23 protein-coding genes are annotated in these 23,169 nt (G+C 68.7%); 5 read left to right on the forward strand and 18 right to left on the reverse strand.

The window, feature by feature from the left end; all coding sequences use genetic code 11:
* Nucleotides 1-3: 3 nt before the first annotated feature.
* Complete coding sequence (locus ACZYYX_RS18615) at nucleotides 4-1,479, forward strand: acetyl-CoA acetyltransferase (protein ID WP_463816069.1); 1,476 nt, start codon at nucleotides 4-6, stop codon at nucleotides 1,477-1,479.
* On the opposite strand, the gene ACZYYX_RS18620 is transcribed toward ACZYYX_RS18615, so the two are convergent.
* The 7 genes from ACZYYX_RS18620 to ACZYYX_RS18650 form a co-directional block, all read right to left on the reverse strand.
* Nucleotides 1,480-2,478, reverse strand: coding sequence for a malate dehydrogenase (locus tag ACZYYX_RS18620; protein WP_463816070.1), 999 nt, complete (start codon nucleotides 2,476-2,478; stop codon nucleotides 1,480-1,482).
* A gap of 14 nt (nucleotides 2,479-2,492) precedes the next feature.
* The gene (locus ACZYYX_RS18625) at nucleotides 2,493-3,086 is read right to left on the reverse strand and encodes a hypothetical protein (RefSeq protein ID WP_463816071.1); all 594 of its coding nucleotides are present in this window, start codon (nucleotides 3,084-3,086) and stop codon (nucleotides 2,493-2,495) included.
* A gap of 40 nt (nucleotides 3,087-3,126) precedes the next feature.
* On the reverse strand, nucleotides 3,127-3,759 hold the full coding sequence (locus ACZYYX_RS18630) for an HhH-GDP family DNA glycosylase (protein WP_463816072.1): 633 nt from the start codon (nucleotides 3,757-3,759) through the stop codon (nucleotides 3,127-3,129).
* A 9-nt stretch (nucleotides 3,760-3,768) separates the two neighbouring features.
* Nucleotides 3,769-4,128, reverse strand: a complete 360-nt coding sequence (locus ACZYYX_RS18635; protein ID WP_463816073.1) for a TfoX/Sxy family protein — start codon at nucleotides 4,126-4,128, stop codon at nucleotides 3,769-3,771.
* A gap of 30 nt (nucleotides 4,129-4,158) precedes the next feature.
* On the reverse strand, nucleotides 4,159-5,184 hold the full coding sequence (locus ACZYYX_RS18640) for an LLM class flavin-dependent oxidoreductase (protein WP_463816074.1): 1,026 nt from the start codon (nucleotides 5,182-5,184) through the stop codon (nucleotides 4,159-4,161).
* An 86-nt stretch (nucleotides 5,185-5,270) separates the two neighbouring features.
* A complete protein-coding gene (gene lon / locus ACZYYX_RS18645; protein ID WP_463816075.1) occupies nucleotides 5,271-7,592 on the reverse strand; it encodes an endopeptidase La in 2,322 nt (773 codons plus the stop codon).
* A gap of 118 nt (nucleotides 7,593-7,710) precedes the next feature.
* The gene (locus ACZYYX_RS18650; RefSeq protein ID WP_463816076.1) at nucleotides 7,711-8,181 is read right to left on the reverse strand and encodes a nucleoside deaminase; all 471 of its coding nucleotides are present in this window, start codon (nucleotides 8,179-8,181) and stop codon (nucleotides 7,711-7,713) included.
* A 62-nt stretch (nucleotides 8,182-8,243) separates the two neighbouring features.
* Here ACZYYX_RS18650 and ACZYYX_RS18655 point away from each other — a divergent pair, with 62 nt between their 5' ends.
* Both ACZYYX_RS18655 and ACZYYX_RS18660 read left to right on the forward strand, forming a co-directional pair.
* Nucleotides 8,244-9,167, forward strand: coding sequence for an NADP-dependent oxidoreductase (locus ACZYYX_RS18655; RefSeq protein WP_463816077.1), 924 nt, complete (start codon nucleotides 8,244-8,246; stop codon nucleotides 9,165-9,167).
* Complete coding sequence (locus tag ACZYYX_RS18660) at nucleotides 9,164-9,901, forward strand: SDR family oxidoreductase (protein ID WP_463816078.1); 738 nt, start codon at nucleotides 9,164-9,166, stop codon at nucleotides 9,899-9,901. The genes ACZYYX_RS18655 and ACZYYX_RS18660 overlap by 4 nt, the downstream gene beginning before the upstream one ends.
* A 6-nt stretch (nucleotides 9,902-9,907) precedes the next feature.
* On the opposite strand, the gene ACZYYX_RS18665 is transcribed toward ACZYYX_RS18660, so the two are convergent.
* Nucleotides 9,908-10,039 carry a hypothetical protein gene (locus tag ACZYYX_RS18665; protein WP_463816079.1) on the reverse strand — a complete coding sequence of 44 codons (132 nt, stop codon included), beginning with the start codon at nucleotides 10,037-10,039 and terminating at the stop codon, nucleotides 9,908-9,910.
* A gap of 168 nt (nucleotides 10,040-10,207) precedes the next feature.
* Nucleotides 10,208-11,203, reverse strand: a complete 996-nt coding sequence (locus ACZYYX_RS18670; protein ID WP_463816080.1) for an esterase family protein — start codon at nucleotides 11,201-11,203, stop codon at nucleotides 10,208-10,210.
* A gap of 192 nt (nucleotides 11,204-11,395) precedes the next feature.
* On the opposite strand from ACZYYX_RS18670, the gene ACZYYX_RS18675 reads away from it, so the two are divergent.
* Nucleotides 11,396-11,839 (forward strand): DUF1810 domain-containing protein, encoded by a 444-nt coding sequence (locus ACZYYX_RS18675; RefSeq protein ID WP_463816081.1) that lies wholly within the window; start codon nucleotides 11,396-11,398, stop codon nucleotides 11,837-11,839.
* 19 nt (nucleotides 11,840-11,858) lie between these two features.
* Here ACZYYX_RS18675 and ACZYYX_RS18680 read toward each other — a convergent pair whose 3' ends face one another.
* The 3 genes from ACZYYX_RS18680 to ACZYYX_RS18690 are packed head-to-tail and all read right to left on the reverse strand — an operon-like array spanning nucleotide 11,859 to nucleotide 15,319.
* Nucleotides 11,859-13,172, reverse strand: coding sequence for an alpha-amylase family protein (locus tag ACZYYX_RS18680; protein WP_463816082.1), 1,314 nt, complete (start codon nucleotides 13,170-13,172; stop codon nucleotides 11,859-11,861).
* Complete coding sequence (locus ACZYYX_RS18685; RefSeq protein WP_463816083.1) at nucleotides 13,169-13,648, reverse strand: nucleoside deaminase; 480 nt, start codon at nucleotides 13,646-13,648, stop codon at nucleotides 13,169-13,171. The genes ACZYYX_RS18680 and ACZYYX_RS18685 overlap by 4 nt, the downstream gene beginning before the upstream one ends.
* Nucleotides 13,649-13,657: 9 nt before the next feature.
* Nucleotides 13,658-15,319, reverse strand: a complete 1,662-nt coding sequence (locus ACZYYX_RS18690) for a tetratricopeptide repeat protein (RefSeq protein ID WP_463816084.1) — start codon at nucleotides 15,317-15,319, stop codon at nucleotides 13,658-13,660.
* Nucleotides 15,320-15,357: 38 nt separating this feature from the next.
* Between ACZYYX_RS18690 and ACZYYX_RS18695 the strand changes: the two genes are divergently transcribed.
* Nucleotides 15,358-15,762 (forward strand): cupin domain-containing protein, encoded by a 405-nt coding sequence (locus ACZYYX_RS18695; RefSeq protein WP_463816085.1) that lies wholly within the window; start codon nucleotides 15,358-15,360, stop codon nucleotides 15,760-15,762.
* Here the strand turns inward: ACZYYX_RS18695 and ACZYYX_RS18700 are convergent.
* From ACZYYX_RS18700 to ACZYYX_RS18725, 6 genes are all read right to left on the reverse strand, one after another.
* Entirely contained in the window at nucleotides 15,756-17,351 is a 1,596-nt protein-coding gene (locus ACZYYX_RS18700; RefSeq protein WP_463816086.1) for a SulP family inorganic anion transporter, read from the reverse strand. The two genes, ACZYYX_RS18695 and ACZYYX_RS18700, sit on opposite strands and share 7 nt — an antisense overlap.
* A 9-nt stretch (nucleotides 17,352-17,360) precedes the next feature.
* Entirely contained in the window at nucleotides 17,361-18,050 is a 690-nt protein-coding gene (locus tag ACZYYX_RS18705; protein ID WP_463816087.1) for a cysteine hydrolase family protein, read from the reverse strand.
* On the reverse strand, nucleotides 18,047-19,447 hold the full coding sequence (locus ACZYYX_RS18710) for an allophanate hydrolase (RefSeq protein WP_463816088.1): 1,401 nt from the start codon (nucleotides 19,445-19,447) through the stop codon (nucleotides 18,047-18,049). Before ACZYYX_RS18710 ends, ACZYYX_RS18705 begins: the two co-directional genes overlap by 4 nt.
* 76 nt (nucleotides 19,448-19,523) lie before the next feature.
* Entirely contained in the window at nucleotides 19,524-20,207 is a 684-nt protein-coding gene (locus ACZYYX_RS18715) for a GntR family transcriptional regulator (protein ID WP_463816089.1), read from the reverse strand.
* An 80-nt stretch (nucleotides 20,208-20,287) separates the two neighbouring features.
* Nucleotides 20,288-21,658 (reverse strand): HNH endonuclease signature motif containing protein, encoded by a 1,371-nt coding sequence (locus ACZYYX_RS18720; protein ID WP_463816090.1) that lies wholly within the window; start codon nucleotides 21,656-21,658, stop codon nucleotides 20,288-20,290.
* A gap of 32 nt (nucleotides 21,659-21,690) precedes the next feature.
* Nucleotides 21,691-23,169, reverse strand: coding sequence for an FAD-dependent monooxygenase (locus ACZYYX_RS18725; RefSeq protein ID WP_463816091.1), 1,479 nt, complete (start codon nucleotides 23,167-23,169; stop codon nucleotides 21,691-21,693).

The following is a 23,169-nucleotide window of genomic DNA, read 5'->3' on the forward strand; positions in this document are numbered from 1 at the left end:
CCCATGACCCTCGATCCCCGAACCCCGGTCCTCGTCGGCTACGGCCAGGTCAACCAGCGCACCGAGAACCCTGACACCGAACCGGTCGACCTGATGGTCGCGGCCGCGCGCGAGGCCGCCGATCCGCGGGTGCTGGCCGCCGTCGACGCGGTACGGGTGGTCAACCTGCTCTCGTGGCGCTATCGCGACGCGGGACTGGCTGTGGCGCAACGAATCGGCGCGGAGAAGGCCGCCACGCGCTACACCGGGATCGGCGGCAACGTACCCCAGACACTGGTGAACCTCGCCTGCCTGGACATCCAGCAGAGCCGGGCAGATGTCGTGCTGATAGCAGGTGCCGAGACGTGGCGCACCAAGACCAAGATGCGCGCAGCGGGCACCAAGGCGGACTGGACCAAGCAGGACGAGACGGTGCCGCTGGCGCCCGGCTCGGACGAGGTCATGCCGATGGCCGGGCCCGGCGACCTGAAGATCCACCTCGATCGCCCGGCATACGTGTACCCGATGTTCGAGCAGGCGGTCCGCATCGCGGCGGGGGAGTCGTCCGACGCGCACCGGCAGCGTATCGGCGAGCTGTGGGCACAGTTCTCGGCTGTCGCGGCGCAGAATCGGCATGCGTGGAACCGGCAGGCCTACAGCGCCGAGGAGATCTACGAGCCGTCGCCGCAGAACCGGATGATCAGCTGGCCCTACACCAAGCTGATGAACTCGAACAACATGGTCGACCAGGGCGCCGTCCTGATCGTGGCATCCGCGGAGAAGGCGCAGTATCTCCAGATTCCGCGGGAGCGTTGGGTTTTCCCGTATGCGGGGGCGGACGCGCATGACACCTATGCCATCGGGGAACGTGCCGAGTTCCACACCTCGCCGGCGATCCGCATCGCGGGACGGCGCGCGCTGGACCTGGCTGGCGCCAGTGTGGACGACATGGATCTGATCGACGTGTACTCCTGCTTCCCGTCGGCCGTCCAGGTGGCCGCGGCTGAACTCGGCCTTCCGGTCGGCGATCCCGGCAGGCCGCTCACCGTCACTGGTGGCCTCACGTTCGCCGGCGGACCCTGGAACAACTACGTCACGCACTCCATCGCCACGATGGCCGAGCAACTGGTCGCGAACCCGGGAACGCGCGGCCTGATCACCGCCAACGGCGGCTACCTCACCAAGCACAGCTTCGGCGTCTACGGCACCGAGCCTCCGGAGCGCGAATTCCGTTGGGAGAACGTCCAAGACGAGGTGGATCGCGAACCCACCCGCACCGAGGTGGTGGATTGGACCGGGGTGGGCACCGTGGAGACGTGGACGACGCCGTTCGACCGCGACGGTGAACCCGAAAAGGCGTTCCTGGCGGTACGCACCCCCAGCGACGACCGGGTGCTGGCGGTCATCACCGACGCCGAAGCCGCCAGGACCACGGTCACCGACGACATCGCCGGGGCGGCCGTGCGCGTGCACGCCGACGGCACCGCGACGCTGGAGTGACTACAGCAGGCCAAGCGCGGCGACAGCGTCGCGTTCGGCCCGCAGTTCGGCGACCGAGGCGTCGATCCTGCTGCGCGAGAACGGATTGAGGTCGAGCCCGTCCACGATCTCCCAGCGTCCGTCGACCGAGCGGCACGGGAACGAGCACACCAGCCCCTCGTCGATGCCGTATGCGCCGGGCGACGGTAGCGCCACCGACGTCCAGTCCCTGTCGGGGGTCCCGTGGATCCAGTCGTCGACGTGGTCGATGGCGCCGTTGGCCGCCGATGCCGCCGAGCTCGCACCGCGTGCCTCGATGATCGCGGTGCCGCGCCGCGCCACCGTCGGGATGAAATCGTCGGTGAGCCAACGGGTGTCGGCGGCATAGTCGGCGCCGGCGCGGCCACCGACGATCGCGTGGAAGATGTCGGGATATTGGGTCGGGGAGTGGTTGCCCCAGATCGTCATTCGGCTGATCTCGGTGACGGGTACTCCCGCGTGTCGGGCCATCGCGGCGACGGCGCGGTTGTGGTCGAGTCGGGTCAGCGCGGTGAAGCGATCTTTCGGGATGTCGGGGGCATGCGCGGCCGCGACGAGCGCGTTGGTGTTGGCGGGATTGCCGACCACCAGCACGCGGACATCGGAAGCGGCGCCGGCGCCCAGGGCCTGGCCCGCGGTGGCGAAGATCGCTGCGTTAGCGCCCAGCAGATCGGCGCGCTCCATGCCCTTGGTGCGGGGTTTGGCGCCGATCAGCAGCGCGACGTTGACGCCGTCGAAGGCGCGCACCGGGTCGTCGTAAATCTCGGTGCCCGCGAGCAGGGGGAAGGCGCCGTCGTCGAGTTCCATGACCACACCCTCGGCGGCGCGCACGGCGTCGGGCAGCTCGAGCAGACGCAGCACGACGGGGGTGTCGTGGCCGAGCATCGCCCCGGCCGCGATGCGGAACAGCGCGGCGTAGCCGATCTGGCCTGCGGCTCCGGTGACGGTCACGGTGACTGGAGCTGGTGTTGGGCCCGACATGGGGCTCACCTTAGTCAGGGCGCGGTGGCGGGCACGTCGGTGTAGGCGGTGGTGAATCCGTCGGCGGAGAACGTGAAGCCTTTGCCCGAGAGCTCCGACAGGCAGGACACCCCGAAGGCTTCCTGCACGTTGCAGCGGAACCCGGCGACGGCCAGGATGCGGTTGAACGGCAACTCCGGCGGGTCGGCAACAGCGGGTGCGGGCAGCGCGGCGAACTGCGGGTCGCCGCTGCGGTCCACGAGGATCGCGGTGGGTGCGGTGGTGTCGCCGTCGGCTCCGGGGACTTCGTCGGGAGCCCCGGTGATGCCGATCGCGCTGGCGGTGCTGCCCGCTTTTCCGCACGAGGCCTGCATTCGCGGGGTGATCTGGCACTGCCAGCGTCCGCTCGGAGTCGTGAAGGCGTAGACGGTCGCGCCGTCGAGCGGGGCGGCGTAGGCGAAGGCGTTGGCGAGGTGGGCGTTGCTGGGCCGGGTGGTCTCGGGAGCCGGAGGTGGTGGGGCGGCCGGCGCGGCGACGGTGTCGTCGGTGGTGATGACGGTCGGCCCGGTGCAGGCGGCGACCGACAGCGCGAGCGCTGCCGCAACGCAGAGTCGGGTGATCACAGTCATGTCGGTGCCCCAGCATGCCACCCCGGTTCTCCCGCGGGGGTCAGCCCAGCACCGCGTCGCGTACGGCCCGGTCCAGCGACACCCGCACCAGCGCCGCCGCCAACGGTGCACACGCGCCGCCGCCCAGACGCGCCAAGTCGGCGGGATCGTCGGGCAGGCCGAGCTCCTTCGCCGCGTCGAGAGCGCGCGGATCGAAGTAGGGCCGGACCCAGGTCCAGACGTCCTGGATCTCCCGCAGGAAGATGTCGGCGCCGGTGTCGCCGATGCCGGTGAACTCTTCGAGCAGCTCCTTGGCGGTGCGGACATCGCCGGCGGCGCGTTCGGCCAGACCGCGCAGATCGCCGTGGTAGTCCTCCTTGACCGCAGTCGCGATCTGAGTGAGACGGGTGGCCGAGCTCTCGTCGTAGCGGGCGTATCCGGCGCGACCGAAGGCGTCGATGACGGTCCGGCGCTCGCCGGCCAACACCGCATCGGGGGTGCGCAGCTTCTCACCGAAGAGCTCGCGGGCGGCACGCATCGCGATGTTCGCGTCGATCGGCTTGCTGGCCAGCATGCACAGCACCAGCAACTCGAAGAGCGGCATGGGCTTGTCGGCCAACGTGATTCCGGCCTGCTCGGCATAGGTGTCACCGGCCTCGGTCAGGAGGCGGCGCACGGTGTCGTCTGTGCTCATGTCAGTCGGCTACCCGCGCCGCGGCACGCGAACCTTCTCTTTCGCGGGCAGGCTGGTCGCGTAGTCGATGCCCCGGCGAACCCAGCCGCGCAGCGCGGCGTCGCCCGTCACCCCGTCGGCACTCACTCGCACCCAGCCGCGGGTGGGCCTGCCGGCCATGACCATCGGCTCGACGTGGTCGTCGGCGAGCAGCTCGTCGGTCTCGTCCGGCGGTACCCGCACCATCAGGCCGCCCTTGCCGCTCACGCAGACCGCCATGTTGCCGTTGAGCAGGAACGCCAATCCGCCGAACATCGGCTTCTCGTCGAGGCCGCGCTCGGCGCTGATCAGTTCCCGGACCCGCTCGGCGAGATCAGTGTCGTAAGCCACGGGTCCATTCTCCCGGCGAGCGCGCGCAGCTCAAGGGCCGGCCGGGGTCCACCCCAGAGCAGGGCCCAGCCTCTCGGCCATGTCGGTGATGATCTGCGCATAATCGGCGGCCTCGAAGCTGAACGGCAGCGCGAACGCCACCTCGTCGGCGCGCTGGAAGCCGGCGTGGTCGAACAGCTGGTCGGCCAGTTCGTCGGAGGTTCCGACGTAGTCGGGGGAGAACAGCATGCCGCGCGCTCCCTGCGGTGCCGTGGTTCGTTCGAAGCGGCCGGCCGCGTACTCGCGGTAGCGGCGGATCTGATCCTCGGTGGCCGAGTCCGTGGGGATGACGACGAGGCCCTGGGACACTCGCGCCTGCTCGGGCCGGGGGTGCGCGGACCGGAACGCGTCGATCTGCTCGGCCTGGATGGTCGCGAAGTCCCGCGACGTCGAGCCCTCGATGCTGACCACCGAGCTCGTCAGATAGTTGATCCCCTGCGCCCCGGCCCACGTCGCCGAGGCCAGACCGCCGCCGTACCACACCCGGTCGGCCAGGCCGGGCGAGTGAGGCTGGATGTGGTCGGTGAACTGTTCGATGCCCACCGTCCCGGCGAAGTCACTGACCGGCTCGCCGCGCAGGCAGCGTAGCAGGCGTAACACGCGATCTTTCGAAAAGTCCTGCAGGTCAAACGATTCCGGATAGAGGGCAGCCTTGTAGTGGTCGTACATCATGGGGGTACCGACCGACACCCCGGGATTGATGCGGCCGCCGGAGAGTATGTCGACGGTGGCGAGATCCTCGGCGAGCCGGAACGGATTCTCCAAGCCGAGCGGGATGACCGCTGTGCCGAGTTCGATGCGGCTGGTGCGCTGCGAGGCGGCCGCCATGATCGCCACGGGCGAGGAGATGCCGGGCTGCAGATGCCTGTCGCGGAGCCAGACGCTGTCGAAGCCGAGCGCCTCGGCTCGGTCGATCACCGTGAGGGTCTCCTCGATGCCCGGCCCCGGGTCGTCGACGTCGAACCGTCCGATGGTGAGGAAACCCAGCTTGCGCAGCGGGTGACCACGTACGGGCATGAGGACTCCTTCCGCCGAACAGACACAAACTCGCACGGGATCGCGTGATTCCGTGCGAGTTCGCGTCTGCTCGCGCCTATCGGTTGTCAGGCCGCCGCCGTGACCGCCTCGACCGCAGGCTCCAGGGCCAGCGCGACGATGTCGGCCACATCCGTCATCGGCCGGACCTCCAGCGCCTCGAGCACCTCGGCAGGCACGTCGTCCAGATCGGGCTCGTTGCGCTGCGGGATGAACACCGTCGAGAGCCCCGCCCGTTGCGCGGCCAGCAGCTTCTGCTTGACCCCGCCGATGGGCAGCACCCGCCCGTTCAGCGTCACCTCACCGGTCATGCCGACATCGGAGCGCACGTTGCGTCCGGTCGCCATCGACACCAGCGCCGTCACCATCGTCACACCGGCTGACGGCCCGTCCTTGGGCACCGCACCCGCAGGCACGTGCACGTGGATGCGGCGGTCCAGCGCCTTCGGGTCGACGCCCAACTCGGCGGCGTGCGCGCGGACGTAGGACAGCGCGATCTGCGCCGATTCCTTCATCACGTCGCCCAGCTGACCGGTCAGCGCCAATCCCGCTTCGCCGTCGGTCGAGCCGGCCTCGATGTAGAGGACGTCGCCGCCGAGGCCGGTGACAGCCAGTCCGGTCGCGACACCCGGCACCGCGGTGCGCTCCGCCGATTCCGGCGTGAAGCGTGGACGCCCCAGGTAGGCAACGAGATCCGGTTCGTCGATCGTGATCGGCGACGGGTCGGCAGCCAGCTTGGTGGTTGCCTTGCGCATCGCCTTGGCCAGCAATCGCTCGAACTGGCGGACTCCCGGCTCCCGGGTGTAGTCCGCGGCGATCTTGCGCAGCGCCTCGTCGGTCACCGTCACTTCCTCGGCGGTCAACGCGGCGCGCTCGGCCTGACGCGGCAACAGGTAGTTCCGTGCGATGGCCACCTTGTCGTCGGCGGTGTACCCGTCGATCTGCACCAGTTCCATGCGGTCCAGCAGCGCCTGCGGGATGTTCTCGATGACGTTGGCCGTCGCCAGGAACATCACATCGGAGAGGTCCAGATCCAGGTCCAGGTAGTGGTCGCGGAACGTGTGGTTCTGCGCCGGGTCCAGCACCTCCAGCAGGGCTGCCGACGGGTCGCCGCGGTAGTCCGAGCCGACCTTGTCGATTTCGTCCAGCAGCACAACGGGATTCATCGATCCCGCTTCGCCGATGGCACGCACGATGCGGCCCGGCAGCGCGCCGACGTAGGTGCGCCGGTGCCCGCGGATCTCGGCCTCGTCGCGTACGCCGCCCAGCGCGACGCGCACGAACTCACGGCCCAGTGCCCGCGCGACGGACTCACCCAGCGACGTCTTGCCGACGCCGGGAGGCCCGGCCAGCACCATCACCGCACCGGAGCCGCGGCCACCGACGAGGGCCATGCCGCGCTGTGAGCGACGGGCCCGCACGGCCAGGTACTCCACGATCCGGTCCTTGACGTCGTCCAGCCCGTGGTGGTCGGCGTCCAGGATCGCTCGGGCCGCAACAAGATCCGCCGAATCCTCGGTCGTGACGTTCCACGGCAGGTCCAGCACGGTGTCGAGCCACGTGCGGATCCAGCCGCCCTCGGGGCTCTGGTCGCTGGAGCGTTCCAGCTTCCCGACCTCGCGCAGCGCGGCCTCACGGACCTTCTCCGGCAGGTCGGCCGCCTCAACACGAGCCCGATAATCGTCGGACCCTTCGGGTTCACCCTCGCCGAGTTCCTTGCGGATCGCGGCGAGCTGCTGACGCAGCAGGAATTCCTTCTGCTGCTTGTCCATTCCAGCGCGCACGTCTTCGGCGATCTTGTCGTTGACCTCGGTCTCGGCCAGGTGATCGCTCGTCCAGCCGATCAGCAGCCGCAGCCGGGCGGCCACGTCTTCGGTCTCGAGCAGTTCGCGCTTCTCCACATCCGACAGGTAGGACGCGTAGCCCGCTGTGTCGGCCAGCGCCGACGGGTCGGTGATCTTGTTGACCACGTCGACGATCTGCCACGCCTCACGGCGCTGCAGCATCGCCAGCAGCAGCTTCTTGTACTCGGCGGCCAGCGCGCGCGTCTCGTCGGTGACCTCCGGGTCGGCGACCTCGTCGACGGTGACCCACAGCGCCGTGCCGGGGCCGGTGGCGCCAGTACCGATGTGAGCGCGCTTCTCACCGCGCACCACCGCCGCTGCGCCGCCACCGGGAACCCGGCCCACCTGCACGATCGACGCGAGCACCCCGTAGGTGGGGTAGCGGTCGTCCAGCCGGGGCGCAATCAGCAGCTTGCCGGTCTTGCTAGCCTGGGCCGCGTCGACGGCGGCCCGGGCGGCGTCATCGAGTTCGATCGGCACCACCATTCCCGGCAGCACGATCGGCTCGCTGACGAACAAGACCGGAACTTGCAGAACTTCAGCCATCAATCCTCCAAAGTTGAATCTGATGCGCTCAACCCTGGGTTACCGGACTTTGTTCCCGCGCCGGGCCCCGATCATCAACGCGACGCCCCACATCGCGCAGAGCTGAATCCGGAGCGGATCAGGCCTCCGGGCCGCGCTCCTGCCAGAGCCGGTAGACGCCGAGGGCGTCGGGGTGGGGCCGGTGCTCCATCGGCAGGCGACGGTCCTGCCAGGACTTCTCGAACTCGTCGTAGAACGTGGCCAGTTCGAAATACTTGCGGTTGTCCTGGTAGTAGGGCGCGTACTCGTCGCGCTGGGTGAGGAAGACGACGGCGTCGGGGGAGCAGTAGTACAGCGAGCCGAGACACATCGGGCACGGGTGGGCAAGCACGTAAATGGTGGCGCCGGTGAGGTGCTCCGACCCGACGGCTGTGCAGGCGGCGCGGATCGCCAGAATCTCGGCGTGGGCGGTCGGATCGTTGGTCTGCGCCACCAGGTTCGGACTTTCGGCCAGCACCTGCCCGTCACGGGCGATGACGGTGGCGAAGGGCCGACCTCCCTCGAGCACGTTCTGGCGGGCGAGATCGACGGTGCGCTGCGCGAAATCCACGAGTTGACTGATAACCGGTTCGAGCGCGGAATAGTCCTGGGCCGACGCGGGTCGTAGCTCCCATGAGCAGAGCAGTCCAATTCGACCACTACGGCGGCATCGATGTCCTCGAGGTCCGTGACGTTCCGCGACCTGTGCCCGGCCCCGGGCGGGTGCTGATCGAGGTGCGCGCCGCGGGCATCAACCCCGGTGAGGCCCTGATCCGAGAAGGTTTTCTGCACGATCGGTGGCCCGCCACGTTCCCCTCCGGTCAGGGCAGCGACGTGGCCGGTGTCGTCGTCGAGGTGGCGCCGGATGTGACCGGTGTGTCCGCGGGCGACGAAGTCCTCGGCTTCTCACACGAGCGGTCCAGTCAGGCAGACTACGTCGTAGTTCCGGCGGACCAGGTCACCGAAAAACCTGCGGGACTGTCGTGGGAGCAGGCGGGATCGCTGAACGTCGCGGGGACGACGGCGTGCGCGGCGGTGCGGTCGCTCGGGCTCACCGCAGGGGACACCGTTGCGGTGTCGGCGGCTGCGGGGGGTGTGGGCACCCTGGCCGTTCAGCTCGCCGTGCGCACCGGTGCGACCGTCCTGGGCATCGCGAGCCCGGCCAACGACGACTGGCTCCGCAACCACGGCGTCATCCCGGTCAACTACGGTGACGGCCTCGCGCAGCGGTTGCGGGCCGCCGCGCCGGACGGCCGGGTCGACGCGTTCCTCGATCTCTTCGGCGGCGGGTACGTCGAGCTGGCCGTCACCGAACTCGGGGTGGCACCCACGCGCGTGGACACGATCATCGACTTCGCGGCGGTCGAACGGTTCGGCGTCCAGTCCGTCGGCAGCGCCGAGTCGGGCATCGAAGACCTGGCCGAGCTGGCCGGCCTCATCGCCCGCGGCGAAGTGGACCTGCCCATCGCTGCGGTCTACCCCCTCGACGAGGTGCGCGCCGCCTACACAGAACTGGCCGCCCGCCACAGCCGCGGCAAGGTGGTGTTACGCCCGTGACCACTGACCCGATCACCGGCCAGGTCGTCGCCATCACGGGCGCAAGCAGCGGCATCGGCGAGGCGACGGCGCGCCTGCTGTCCGCCCGGGGTGCGCAGGTGGTTCTGGCTGCCCGCCGCACGGACCGGCTGGAGGCGCTGGTGCGCGAGTTGCCGCACGCCGCGGTCGCCGTTCCTGCCGACGTCACTGTGGCCGACGACGTGCAACGCGTCGTCGACACCGCGGTCGACCGGTTCGGAAGGCTCGACGTCCTGGTGAACAACGCCGGCATCGCGACGATCGGAGAGTTGGCCGCCGGGGATGTCGCCGGCTGGGACGCGATGATCGACGTCAACGTTCGCGCCGTTCTGTACGGCATCGCCGCCGCGTTGCCGGTGTTCCGCCGACAGGGGCACGGGCACATCGTCACCACGGTGTCGACTGCGGGCATCAAGATCACTCCCACGATGGGCGTCTACGCGGCCACCAAGAACGCGGTGCGCACCGTGATGGAGGCGCTGCGTCAGGAGTCGACGGACGGCGTGGTGAGGACCACGTCGATCTCACCTGGCTTCGTGAACACCGAGCTGGACGGCTCGGTCACCGATTCCGCCCTCGCCGCCCAGATCAGAGCTCAGATGGACGAATTCGGCCTGCCCGCCGATGCGGTCGCCCGCGCCATCGCCTTCGCGATCGAGCAGCCGCACGACGTGGAGATCGGTGACCTCACGATCCGGCCGACCCGGCAGAACTGACCTCGCTCAGGCGACGTCCTTGGCGCCGGTGACACAGGAGCCGCAACCGGCCGAGTCGAAATCGATGTCGATGTCGACCGAACCGCAGGTGGGGCAGATGAACGGGATCACGGCTGTCTCCAGAGGGCTTATCGGCATCGGCGCGACCGTCGCATCCGACCAGCCCCGAGATACCCCCCGGCGGTGTCGCCTCAAACGCAACAGACCCGGCTGCTCAGCGGTGGTCACATGCTGGTCATCTTTGACCGGCACACAGCAGAGAGCCTGCCGCTCGGGGGAAACGGCAGGCTCTCTGAGTGTGAGGGTTTACGCGGAGGCTTGAGCTCCGAGCACCCGCTGGATATCCGGCTTCATCTGCAGGAGCTGCTGCCCCCAGTAGCCCCAGCTGTGCGTGCCCTGCGCGGGGAAGTTGAACACCCCGTTGGTGCCGCCGGCCGCGATGTACTTGTCGCGGAAGCTGATGTTGGTCCGCAAGGTGAAGCCCTCGAGGAACTGCGCCGCCATCAGGTTCTGCCCGGCCGTACCCGAGTCGAGATCCGACGGGGTACCGGTGCCGCAGTACACCCAGACCCGAGTGTTGTTGGCCACCAGCTGATTGATGTTGACCATCGGATCGTTGCGCTTCCACGCGGGGTCCGACGATGGTCCCCACATGCTCTCGGCATTGAAGCCGCCCGCGTCGTTCATCGCCAGCCCGATCAGCATCGGCCACCAGCCTTCGGACGGGTTCAGGAACCCGGAAAGGCTTGCCGCATAGATGAACTGCTGCGGATGGTAGATGGCAAGGGTCATCGACGCGCTACCCGCCATCGACAGGCCGACGACCGCGTTACCGGTCCGCGACACGCCGCGGTTGGCTTCCAGCCAGGCGGGCAGCTCCTGGGTCAGGAACGTCTCCCACTTGTAGGTGTAGTCCTGGCCGTTGCCCCGCGAGGGCTGATACCAGTCGCTGTAGAAGCTGGACTGGCCGCCGACCGGCATGATCGTCGACAGACCCGACTGGTAGTACCACTCGAACGCCGGGGTGTTGATGTCCCAGCCGTTGTAATCGTCCTGCGCGCGAAGGCCGTCCAGCAGGTAGACGGCGTGCGGGCCGCCGCCCTGGAACTGCACGCGGATGTTGCGGTTCATGGACGCGGAGAACACGTCCAGGTATTCGACCGGCAGCCCCGGACGGGAGAACGCGTTGGCAGTCGCCGATCCCCCGACGAAGCCGATCAGCCCGGGCAGCGTGGTGACAGCCAGGGCGACGGCCGCCATCCGGCGAACCCACCGACCTCGAAACTTCTCTCTCAACTTCATAACGGCAACCAACCCACCTTTCATTACAAGTCCACATGTCGCGCAAACGTGCCGTCGTGTGCATCCGCCATGGAACACGGTCGGCGTCCCCGATCGACTGCCCGACACAGCCATTCGCGGTCGCGGTTGGCTAACGATTGCGACTCGGCGCAGTGATCAACGGCGCCGCTCTGGCACACTCGAGGCCGGAACATGACGACAGACATGACGCCAGCTGATGCCGACCCGTTCGACCTCGAGCGCTTCACCGACGCCCAGGACGGGGTCTACGAGACGGTCCTCGCCGAGTTGCGCGCGGGTCGCAAGCGCACCCATTGGATCTGGTTCGTCTTCCCCCAGATGCGCGGCCTGGGGCACAGTGCCGCCGCCCACCGGTTCGGGGTGTCGTCACTCGAGGAAGCCACCGCCTACCTCGAGCATCCGGTGCTCGGACCGCGCCTGCAGGAGTGCACCCTTCTGCTGCTGACCCACCGCGGCCGGACCGCGCGCGACATCCTCGGCTATCCCGACGATCTGAAGGTGCGTTCGTCGATGACGCTGTTCGCCCGTGCGGGTGGGGGATCGGTGTTCACCGACGTGGTGGAGGCGTTCTACGGCGGCGAGGAGGATGCGGCGACGCTGGAGTTGCTGCGCTGAGATCAGCCCGGGGTCAAAATCAGCACGGCGCGAGGACGAGCCACCCGTGGGGCGGGACCGCCGTGTCGGTGATCGTCTCCGCCGGCGGTGCGCCGGACCCGGCCACCACCTGGGCAGCACCGAATCCGAACTCGCGCAAGGACACCGGCAGAGGTTCGTCGGCGACGTTGAGGGCGACGAGCAGCACGTCGTCGATGTCACCGCCGCCTCGGGAGACGTAGACGTAGCCGGTGTTGGTCACCTGCAGCGGTGCGGTGCGTGCGGTGTGCAGCCACGGGTGACGGCGGCGCACTCCGATCAGATGCTGGTGGGCGGCCAGCACCTGATGCCCGTGCGCGCCGACTCCCTCGAGCGGGGAACCGAATTCGGGCCGCACCGCGTCGTCGCCGCCGAAGCGCTCCTCTTTGATCCCGCGGTAAGCGACCTCGTCGCCGGCGTAGATGCTCGGGGTGCCGCCGGTGGTCATCAGGATCACCAGCGCGTGGTCGACGTGGTCGGCATTGTCCAGCTGGCTCGCGATGCGGGTGACGTCGTGGTTGCCGATGAACGTCAACGGCACGAACGCGTCGAGGAATTCGTTGTGGCGCTTGAGCGCCCAGTCGAGCTCGTGCAGGTTCGCGTCGTTGAGGCTGCTCCAGATCGCTTTCCACAGCTCGTACTGGGTCACCGAGTCGAAGCCGGAGTCGCTCACCCGTGCCACGTAGTCGCCGTGGATGACCTCACCGACGAACCACGCCTGCGGGTGCCGCTCTCGCACCCGCGGCAGGACCTGCGCCCAGAAGCGGTCGGGCACCGCGTAGGCCGCATCGAGGCGCCATCCGTCGGCGCCGCGCTCGAGCCAGTGGCACATCACGTCGACGACGTAGTCGACGACCTCGGGACTGCGGTGGTTGAGCGCGATCAGGCCGCCGTGGCCTTCGAAGGTGGCGAACTCGCCGTCCCGCACCCGGAACCAGGACGTGTCGCCGCCGGCGAGCGCGTCACGGTAGCGGGGGAAGTCGGTGCCGACGTGGTTGAACACGCCGTCGAGCAGGATGCGCAGTCCGCGGTCGTGAGCTTCGGTCACCAGGTGGTCGAAGTCGCCGTCGTCGCCGAGGCGCCCGTCGATGCGGTGGTGGTCGGTGGTGTCGTAGCCATGGGTCTGCGACGCGAAGATGGGACCGAGCGCAATGCCGGACGTGCCGAGGTCGCGGGCGTAGTCGAACCAGTCCACGATCCGCCGGAGTCGATGCTCATCGGGCCCCGGCGGCGGATCGGCCGGGTGGGCGCCGACGAAGCCGAGGGGATAGAGGTGCCACCAGATGGCGTGGGTGACCCAGTCCGGCTCACTCATCGGCGAAACGCCCTCTCGTACAACGCTTTCATGGTGTCGGCCAGCTCGAGGGCGGGGCCGTCGACCGGCACGTCCGGCGCGACGGCGCTCACCGGCAGCGCGGCGACCGGCGGTGCTGGCGCGTCCCACGCGTGCAGCCAGCCGCTCAGTTGTGCCGACGAGGCCGCGTAGACGATGCGGCCGAGGCCCACCCATGCGTGGGCGGCGGCACACATCGGGCAGTGCTCGCCGCTGGTGTAGACGGTCGCGGCAGCGCGGTCCGCCGGGCTGAGATTCTCGACGGCCCACAGCGCGATCGCCAGCTCGGGATGCCGGGTGGCGTCCCCGCCGGCGACGTGGTTGTGATCGGCGAAGAGCACGTCACCGTCGGCGTCGACCAGGACCGAGCCGAACGGTTCGTCACCCGCCTCGAGCGCCTGCCGAGCGAGGTCCACGCAGCGGCGCAGGTGATCGACGTCCGCCGCGCTCAGAGACACAGGCGAAGTCTACGCATCCATGCGACAGGCACACGAGGCGCGGATCGGGACGTCGGCGCGGGCGGCCGCGAGCTCGAGCTGGCGGGCGATGATCGCCGCCTCCGCGTCGCGGCCCAGCCGGGTCAGACACTCGTGATAGCCGTGCAGGCTCCACACATTGCCCGGGTGCTGGCACGGCCGGGCCAGCGTCGGGTCCAGACCGAGATCGGCCGCATAGACGGCGGCCGCCTCCTCGATACGGCCCTGTTCGAGCAGCAGGGCACCGTAGGCGTGGCGGGTGGGCTGCATCCAGCCCCACGGTTCGTCGTAGGGAAGGGCGTCGTCCAGCGCGATCGCCTTGCGCAGGTGTACGAAGGCATCGTCGAATTCACCAGCCCGGTAGGCGATCTCGCCGTCGAGCATGGCCGCCGCGACCGCCAGGATGTCCCGGCTGGTGTTGTTGAAGAGGTAGCGGCTCTCCGGGATTCGCGCATAGGCCCGGGTGAACGCCTCCCGCTCGGCGTGGGCTTCGGTGAGCCGTCCGGTGGCGGCGTAGGCGACGCCGCGTCCGTAGTGGATGGTCGCGGTGGTCGTGCAGTACAGGTCGGGGTGTTCGGGCAGCGGCATGGCGACCAGGTCGTCCCACCGGCCGAAGCGGACGAGCACGTGCACGCGCAGCGGCACGAACGCCTCCAGCCAATCCGCCATCGGCGGTGACGGGATGCTCAGCAGCTCCGGGGTCAGCTGGTCCGACAGTTCGTCGGCGGCCCACAGGGCAGTGGTCAGGTTGGCCTCGAACATCGCCGAGTAGACCACGAAGTGTAAATTGTGGGCGCGGTAGAGCGAGTAGAAGTTGAGCGGACCCGAGCGTTCGACGAAGCGTCGATCTGCCTGCACCGCAGCGATATTGGCGATGACGGAGTCGTGGTAGTTGCCGCACAGCACGTCAATGTGGCTGGGCATGTGCTGCAGGTGGCCCGCGTCGGGCACCAGTCCTCTCAGCAGGTCGGCGGCGGGCAGTGCCTTCTGCGGTGAGCTCGACATCTCCATCGCGTGGACGTACAGATGCAGGATTCCGGGGTGTGCGCGTCCGGCAGGCGTGGCGAGGGCCGCGTCGAGGATCCGCATGGCCTCGATGACGCGTGATCCCGGCGCCGGCTCCCCGGTGCGGGTGTCCCACAGGGCCCACGCAGTGATGTTGACCAGCGCGTCGGCGGTCAGCGCTGCGATGTCAACGTCGTCGGGATGGGCCTGCGCCAGCGCGGTCATCGCGTCGGCGTAGGCGGCATGGCCAGCCTGCAGCGCCTCGGCATCGCCGGGATCGTCGGTGGGGAACCGTGCCGTCAGCGCGTCGATCAGCCCCCGCTCGACCGCGCTGGCGCGCCCGTCGGCGGCGTGGGCGAGTTCGGAACGCGCCCGCGCCACCGATGCGGTCAGGTCGACGGGGTCGAACGCCTCCCATGCCTTGTTGTAGTTGGGCCCGATCGCATAGGCGATGCCCCACCGCGCCAGCGCGAATTCAGGGTCGAGTGCGAGCGCCCGCTCGAAGCATGCGATCGCCTCGTCGTGGTTGAACGCGTACGCCCACACCATGCCCCGGTCGAACCAGACCTGCGCGTTCGGCGACGGCGTGTCAGTCGGCCGATGGTAGGAGCCGAGGTCGTAGTACGGCTCGATCGGCGGTGCGCTCATACCCGGCACGATAATTCAGCGACGGCTACGGTGACGCCATGATCCGTTGCGTACGTCTGTGGACCGGCACCGACGATGCATCACACGTGCAGATCGGCCGCCTGGACATGCAGCCGGGCCGCAACGACGATCTGGTGTCGGCGAGCGTCCCTACGACGTCGGTGACGGTGGAGGAGACGGCGACGGGCGGCACGCTGGCTTGGCACACCGCGCCGGTCCGCCAGCTGGTCGTCACGCTGGCGGGCACACTGCTGTTCACCACCCGCGACGGCGAGCAGTTCCGGCTCTCACCCGGCGACGTGCTGCTGGCCGAGGACACCACCGGGTCCGGTCACCAGTGGCGCCTCGAGGGCGATGACCCGTGGCGGCGCATGTACATCGTGTTGGACGAGCACGCGTCGGTGCCGTTCGTGGCCGAGGGGGCGGCCGACCCGGATCAGTGACCGGCGACGACGTCGGACTCGTCGACCTCGACGGGCTCCTTCGCGCCCGGCAGGAATGAATACAGCAGGCAGACCACGCCGAAGAGCAGATAGCCCAGTGCCACCTGAGGATTCGCCGCCCACGCGACCTGAGGCGCGTGGATGAGGCCGATGAACGACAGCACCGCGCCCACGGCCGACGCGATCGCGGCGAAGAGGAACTTCTTCTCCAGGATGAACGTGACCATCGTGCCCAGGATCAAGCCGACGAGCACCGCACCCTCGCCGAGCGTCAGCAGTCCGTCGTAGACCACACCGGCATTGCCCAGCGCCTCCAGTCCGACCTTGCTGGCCGATGTGCCGGCGGCGTTGAGCGCGTTGTCGATCAGGCCGCTGGCCCACTGAGCCAGGTTCGGCAGGATCGCGGCCACGACTGCGATCGCGTGCAACCGGGGGACCGCCTGGAACGCCTGCGCACCGATCAGCAGACCGATGTAGAGCAAGATCGGCACGATCGCCGGAACCGGCAGCAGAGCGTCGAGAACACCGAAAAGGCCGAGGAAACAGAGGATTCCGATGACGACGCCGCTGGCCAGTGAGTAGCCCGACCGACCGCCGGCGTCCTTCCACCCGGGGTGTCCGATGTACACGGCGGGCGGGAACGGCGAGCCGAACGCCGACCCGACGACTGCCCCCGCTCCGTCGGCGAGCAACACGCTGCGCAGGTTGTAGTTGTCACCGGCGGCAGCCGCGCTCTCGACGTTGCTCATCGCTTCGGTGAAGTTGTAGACGCCCAACGGAATCGCGGTCCCCAGCAGCGGTGCGAGATTCGACAATCCCGACACCAGCATGTCGATGCGCAGATCCGGGACACCGATCGCGATATCGGACACGGCCTGGCTGACATCGGGTGCGGACATGTAGCCGCCGAGCCAGCCGATTGCGGTGCCCACCAACAATGCCGCCAACCCGACGGGGATGCCGAACGGCAGTCTCATGTCGGTGAAGAAGCCGATCAGGATGATCGCCAGGACGGGCAGACCGATCCACGCGGCTTCCCACATCTGCGCGGCGGGACGCATGGAGATGAACGTGATCGAGATGCCGGCCAGCGTGCCGAGCATGGCCGCCCGCGGAGTGAGCCTGCGAATGTAGGGGCCGACGAACGCACCGATCATCACGATCACGCCGATCATGAACGCCCACGCCAGTCCGGCCTCCCAGGCCCGCATCGCGTCGTCGGTGTTGAGGTAGACGGGCAGCATCACGACGAACACCACGATGAACATGTGCGGGACGCTGGGACCGTAGGGCAGTGCGGTGACGTCGGATCTGTTCTCCCTCTTGGCAAGTCGGCGCGCCAGGAAGGTGTAGTAGAGGTTACCGAGGATCAGCGCGACACCGAGAGCGGGCAGCACGGTGCCCAGGACGTCACCGGCGGGAATCTTGACCACGCCGATCATCAGGCCGGTCAGTGTCAGCACGTTGACCAGGATGTTGAAGCCAAGGCCGAAGAACGCGTTGAGATCGCCGCGCGACCACCACGGCAGCGGCGCGGACTTCTCCTCGGGGGTCCCCATCTGAGGGCCTGTCGTGACGTCAGTGCTCATCGGATCTCCTCAGGCGGCCGTGGTGGTGAGTTGTCGGAGTGCGGGGATGACGGCCGCGGTATCGGCGACCCAGCCGAAGATGCCACCCTGCGCGGTGATCATCTGCAGGCCGACACGGTGGAACTCGTCGAAATACGAACCGACGCAATCGGACACCACGAGGCACTCGTAGCCGCGGTCGTTGGCCTCGCGTGTGGTGGTGTGGACGCATACCTCGGTGGTGACGCCGGTGACGATCAGCTGGGTGATTCCCGCGTCGGTCAGTACGTCGGACAGGTCGGTTCCGTAGAAGGCGCCTTTACCCGGCTTGTCGATCACCACCTCGCCCTCGATCGGCGCGAGTTCGTCGACGATGTCGTGGCCGTACTCGCCTCGGATCAGGATGCGGCCGAAGGCCCCCGGGTCGCCGATCCGCTGGGACGGCGCGCCGCGACGGAGCTTGGCCGGCGGGCAATCCGACAGGTCCGGCTGGTGGCCTTCGCGGGTGTGGATCACCATCACGCCGGCCGAGCGCGCCGCGGCCAGCAGCGCCGCCAGCGGCGGGACGACGGTGGCGAGACGGCCGACATCGTTGCCGAGGCTCTCCCCGAAACCACCGGGCAGCAGGAAGTCCCGTTGCATGTCGATGAGCATCAGGGCGGTCTTGCCGGCGATGAGCGGGAACGGCGACGGTTCCGCTGCGATCGGGATCGGGTTCACAGCAGCTCCTCTGCGGGAATCGAGGTGGGGGAGACATGACGGACGGGTCGTGATTCGTCGAGGATCTGCGCAGCGAGGTGCAGCACGGTGTCGTCCGTGAGAGCAGCGCCGAGAAGCATCGCGCTGCAGGGCTTTCCGTTCTCGGTGACACCGACCGGGACCGCGACACCGCAGAGGTCGAGCAGGTTGCCGAAGTGGGTGTAGTGGCCGAGCACGGTGTTGGTGTCGATTGGGGCGGCTTGGACCTCTCCGACGGTGAAGGTGGTGCCGATGGTGGGTAGCACGAAGACGTCCATGCGTTGCCAGAGCCTGCCCACCTGGGCTTTGAGTTCCTGTAGGCGCTGCAGGGCGGCGAATGCGTCGACGGCCGTGTAGCGATGACCGCTGGCGAAGATCTCGCGCACCACGGGGTGGATGGACTCGGGATGCTCGGCGAGGAAGTCGCCGAACTCGACGAGGCGTTCGGCCACCCAGGGGCCTTGGTAGAGCAGGGAACCGGCGGCGAGGAAGGGCTCGAGGGGGATGTCGACGATCGAGTGCTTGCGGGCGAGCTGGTCACGGAACGCGAGGTGTGCCGCGCGCATCGCGGCGTCGCCGAAGAACTCCAGGTCGTCGGCGGGCGGCAGCCCGACGCGCAGGGGTGCGCTCGTCACGCGGGGACCGCGGTCGCGCGACCAGGGGTCGCCGTCGTCGCGGGCGATCATCACGTCGAGCACGCGGTCGGCGTCGTCGACGGATCCGGCCATGACGGTGAGGCAGTCGAGCGATTTGCACGCCGGTACCAGTCCGACGGTGCTGATCAGGCCGCGCGACGGCTTGACGCCGACGACGCCGTTGAGTGCGGCGGGGACGCGACCGGACCCGGCGGTGTCGGTCGCGACGGCGAACGGGACCTGCCCCAGGGCGACGGCCAGTGCCGATCCGGAACTGGAACCGCCGGAGATGATGTCGCGTCCGTACACGCTGCGGGGGATGGTGTACGGCGTGCGGGTGCCGTTGAGGCCCGTCGCGAACTGGTCGAGGTTCGTTTTGCCCACGTACAGCGCGCCGGCGTCGAGGAGGCGCTGGACCGCGGGTGCGGTCGCGTCGGCGACGTAGGCGAAGTCGGGGCACGACAGCGTGGTCGGTACGCCGGCGACGTCGATGCTGTCCTTCACGCCGAAGGGGACCCCGTAGAGCGGAAGCGTGCGGGCGCCTGGCCGGCGTTCGATGGCTTCGGCGGCGGCGATCAGTTCGTGGCGGGGGACGGTGGACAGCCAGGTGCCGTCATCTCCGCGGGCCTCGATCGCGTCGGCGACGCGGGCTGCGGTCTTGGCGGGCGATCCGGTTCCGCTGGCGTGGGAGGCCAGGATCTCGGCCACGGACGGACCGATCGACGGGCCACGGTGTTCCTCCATGTTTGTCGATTGTCGACAGAATCATGGCGAACGCGGGTCGGGAATGTGTCGTTTGTGTAAGCGCTGTGCCGCCGTGTTACGGCTCTGCGCTGACGTCCGTGTCGAGTCCCAGGTAGTCGAGGTGGCCGTGCTGCCGCAGCGCTGCCGCGACGACCCCCGCATCGTTGGTCTCGAGCGCCTTGAGGATCGCCCGGTGCCGCTCCACGCCGTCGGCGGGGTCCCCGTGGTGCGCCTCCGCACGGAGGTTCTTGGCCATCGGCAGCTGCAGTTTCACCAGGATGGGCGCCAGCGCGATGTCCAGCTGCCGGTTGTCGGCCAGGGTCACCACCGCGGCGTGGAACGCGCGGTGGGCGTCATCGCGATCGAGCGCATCCTCAGCGCTGACCATCTGATCCAATGCAGCACGGACCGGCTCGAGCTGACGGTCGGGATCCGCCAGGGGGAGCGCGGTGTCGATCGCGTGCCGTTCGAGGACGTATCGCAGCTCGAACAGCTGCAGGATGTCGCTGGGGGACCATTCGGTGACCCGCGATCCGCGCCGCGGGAGGTGCTCCACCAGTCCCTGCTGGGCCAGCAGACGCAGCGCCTCGCGCAGCGGGGCCCTGCTGATACCGAGGTCGGCGCACAGCTGTTCTTCGACGATTTTCTGGCCGGGCGCGAGCTGTCCGGACAGGATCGCATCGCGCAGCCGGTGGCCGGCCACTTCGACGAGTGTCGCGGGCAGCACCGGCCGCGACGGACCTTCGCTCGGCGCTGCCATGGCACACAATGGTAGGAACAATTGCCGATACCCGCAGCGACAGCCCCTGCCCCGCAGTGAAAGTTGTTGCACGCGTCGACTTATGGATCATCGTCGTCGTCGGGCAGGAGGTGGCGTTCGGGGTGGTGGTAGCCATTGACTGTCCGCGCACTGCGGCGCCCGCCGGTGTCGAGGTCGGGTGGGGGGAGCCATTCGGCCTGGCCTCGCTGGTTGATGCGGGTGGTCCAGCCGGTCTGCTCGACCATCCGGTTGTCGGGCCCGCACGCGAGGGTGAGGTTGGTGATGTCGGTGGGGCCGCCGGTCTTCCAGTCGTCGATGTGGTGGACCTGGGTCCAGTAGCCGGGCACGCTGCAGCCCGGTCTCGTGCAACCGCGGGCTGAGGAGTGCAGCATGATCCGCTGCGCCGGGCTCGCGAGTCTCTTCGTGCGGCCGAGGTAGAGCGGTTGGGTGGCGTACTGATCGAACACCGCTAGATAGTGGTGGGCGTGGGAGGCCATCCGGATCAGATCCGCCATCGGCAACAGCGACCCGCCGCCGGTGACCGCCACCCCCGCACCCTTCTCCAACTCCTGCAGAGTCGTCGACACGATCACGGTCACGGGTAACCCGTTGTGCGACCCCAACTCCCCGGAGGACAACGCCATCCGCCCGACGGCCAGCCACGCATCGTGATTGCGTTGCGCCGCACTGCGCGTGTCCGATCGCGCTTGCTCGGGGGCGGGTTCGCCGTCGACACAGGGCGTCTCGTCGTCCGGGTTGCACATCCCCGGTGCGGCGAGTTTGGCCTGGATGGCTTCGTAGGTGGCGCGCGCTTCTGGGGTGATCCATCCGGTCAGTCGGCTCATCCCGTCGGCCTGCTGCTCACCGAGCTGGATGCCTCGTCGGCGGGCGCGGTCGGCGTCGGTGGGTTCGGGGCCGTCCTGGTCGATCATCGCCGCCAACCGATCCGCCGCCTTACGCAGATCCTCCGGGGTCAACCCTGCGCCCAGGGAGGCGAGTTGCCGATCCGCGGCCGCGCGGGTGTCGACATCGACCCACACCGGCAACTTGTCGTGAAACGTCGCGATCACCGCGACATGATCAGCATCCAACGCCCCGGCGGCCTGCGCGCGAGCGGTGGCTTCCCACGCCGGCGGCAACGCTTCTCCGGTGATGGCCTGCCGCGGGCCCAGCGCCGCTGCCTCGGTCAGGCGGCGTTTGGCGTCGCGTTCGGAGACCCGCAGTGCGGTGGTCAGGACCTTCTTCCACGACGCTTCGCCGAGCCGCCGCGGCTCCGTCTCAGCCACCAACCGGGCCAGGATGTGATGCTCCAATGCCGGCACCGAGCGCACGAACGACGTCACCTCGGCCAGCAGTGCCACCAGCTCGCGGTGCGAGAGCGCGTCGGAGGCGTCGCGCAGGATCGCCAACTGACCCCGCATCACCCCGACCGCGTCCGCCACCAAATCCATATATCGAACACTAGTTCGAACCACCGACAACTTCAGGGGCGCATGAACCACCGCCGCAGCCAGCGCTCCAGCACGGGCCCGTCGCCAGGCCCGCCGGCGGCAGCGAGGTAGCCGTCCGGACGGACCAGCAGCCAGCCCTGCGTATCCACCCCTTCGCGCACGCTCACCACTCCGTCCCACGCACGCGCCACGTCGACGACCGCACCCGCATCGGCGCCTGCGAACAACGTCAACGCACCGAGATCGAGCGCGTCATAAAGACCATCCACATCCGGCACGCGGTCGCCGGCACGCAGGGCACCCAGACCTCCCGCACCGTCGGTCAGCGCGTCGCCACGATAACCAGCCGACAGCTGCCCGAACATCGATGCCGCCGCATTCTGCACGGCGTCGCGCGCCAGCGCCCGCGGCGCCATCCGGATACGCACCGCATGCACCACGGGATTGGTGGAGTTGAACACCCGGGTTCCGATCTCGGTGAATCGCAACACCTTTCGGATCACGGGTAGCCGTTCGGATGAGTAGGTGTCGAGCAGTTCCTGGTGCGCTCGCCCGTCGAGCACCATCGCGAGTTTCCAGCTCAGGTTGATCATGTCCTGGATGCCCAGGTTCATTCCCTGCCCGCCCGCCGGACTGTGCACATGTGCGGCGTCACCGCCGAACAGCACTCTGCCTGAGCGCAGATCCGGCACCAGTCGGCTGTTGATCCGGAACTGCGAACTCCAGTTCACCCCGTGCAATCGCGCCGGCACGCCGACCGTGCGGTCGTAGAGCTCCTGCATCTGATCGACCGTCGGCGTCGATCCCCGACCCAGCACACCAGAGGGGTCGGTGGCCATCATGCGGAAGCGGCCGTAACCCATCGGAAAGACGGCGACAAAACCGTTGCGGGCCAGAAAGATCGACACCTGATCCTGCGGCATCGGGCCGGCGATGTGCAGGTCGGCCAGTACGTAGTCATGCGGCAGGGTGCGCCCGGGGAACGGCACGCCCAGTGCTTTGCGGATCGTGCTGTGCGGACCATCGGCGGCGATCAGGTACTGCGCCTCGACGCGCTCGTCGGACCCTCCTGCGGATCGCAGTACCGCCGAAACAGACTGCGATGCAGCCATATTGCGCACGGAGGTGACCTCCACTCCGCGCTCGACCTTGACCCCTTGACGGCCGAGCTGCTCGGCCAGCAGAGCTTCGGTCTCCGACTGGGCGAGCATCAGAATGCCGTTGAACACGCTGGGCATCCGACTCAGTTCCACCTGCGCGAGGTGCCGGCCCCCGGCATGCAGGGCCGCGGCTCGGACGTCGTTCCCCAGCGGCGGCATCTGCTCGCCGACCCCGCGGACCCGAAGCAGCTCCAGTGTGCGCGCCTGCACGGCCAGGGCCCGCGACTCCGGCGACGGATGTGGTGCGCGGTCGACGATGCGAACGCCGACGCCGAGTCGGGAGAGTTCCATTGCCGCCGCCAGGCCGGTGGGCCCTGCGCCGACGACGAGGACGGGAATGTGTGCGGTCAT

The organism is Mycobacterium sp. IDUB_1 (assembly GCF_055419625.1).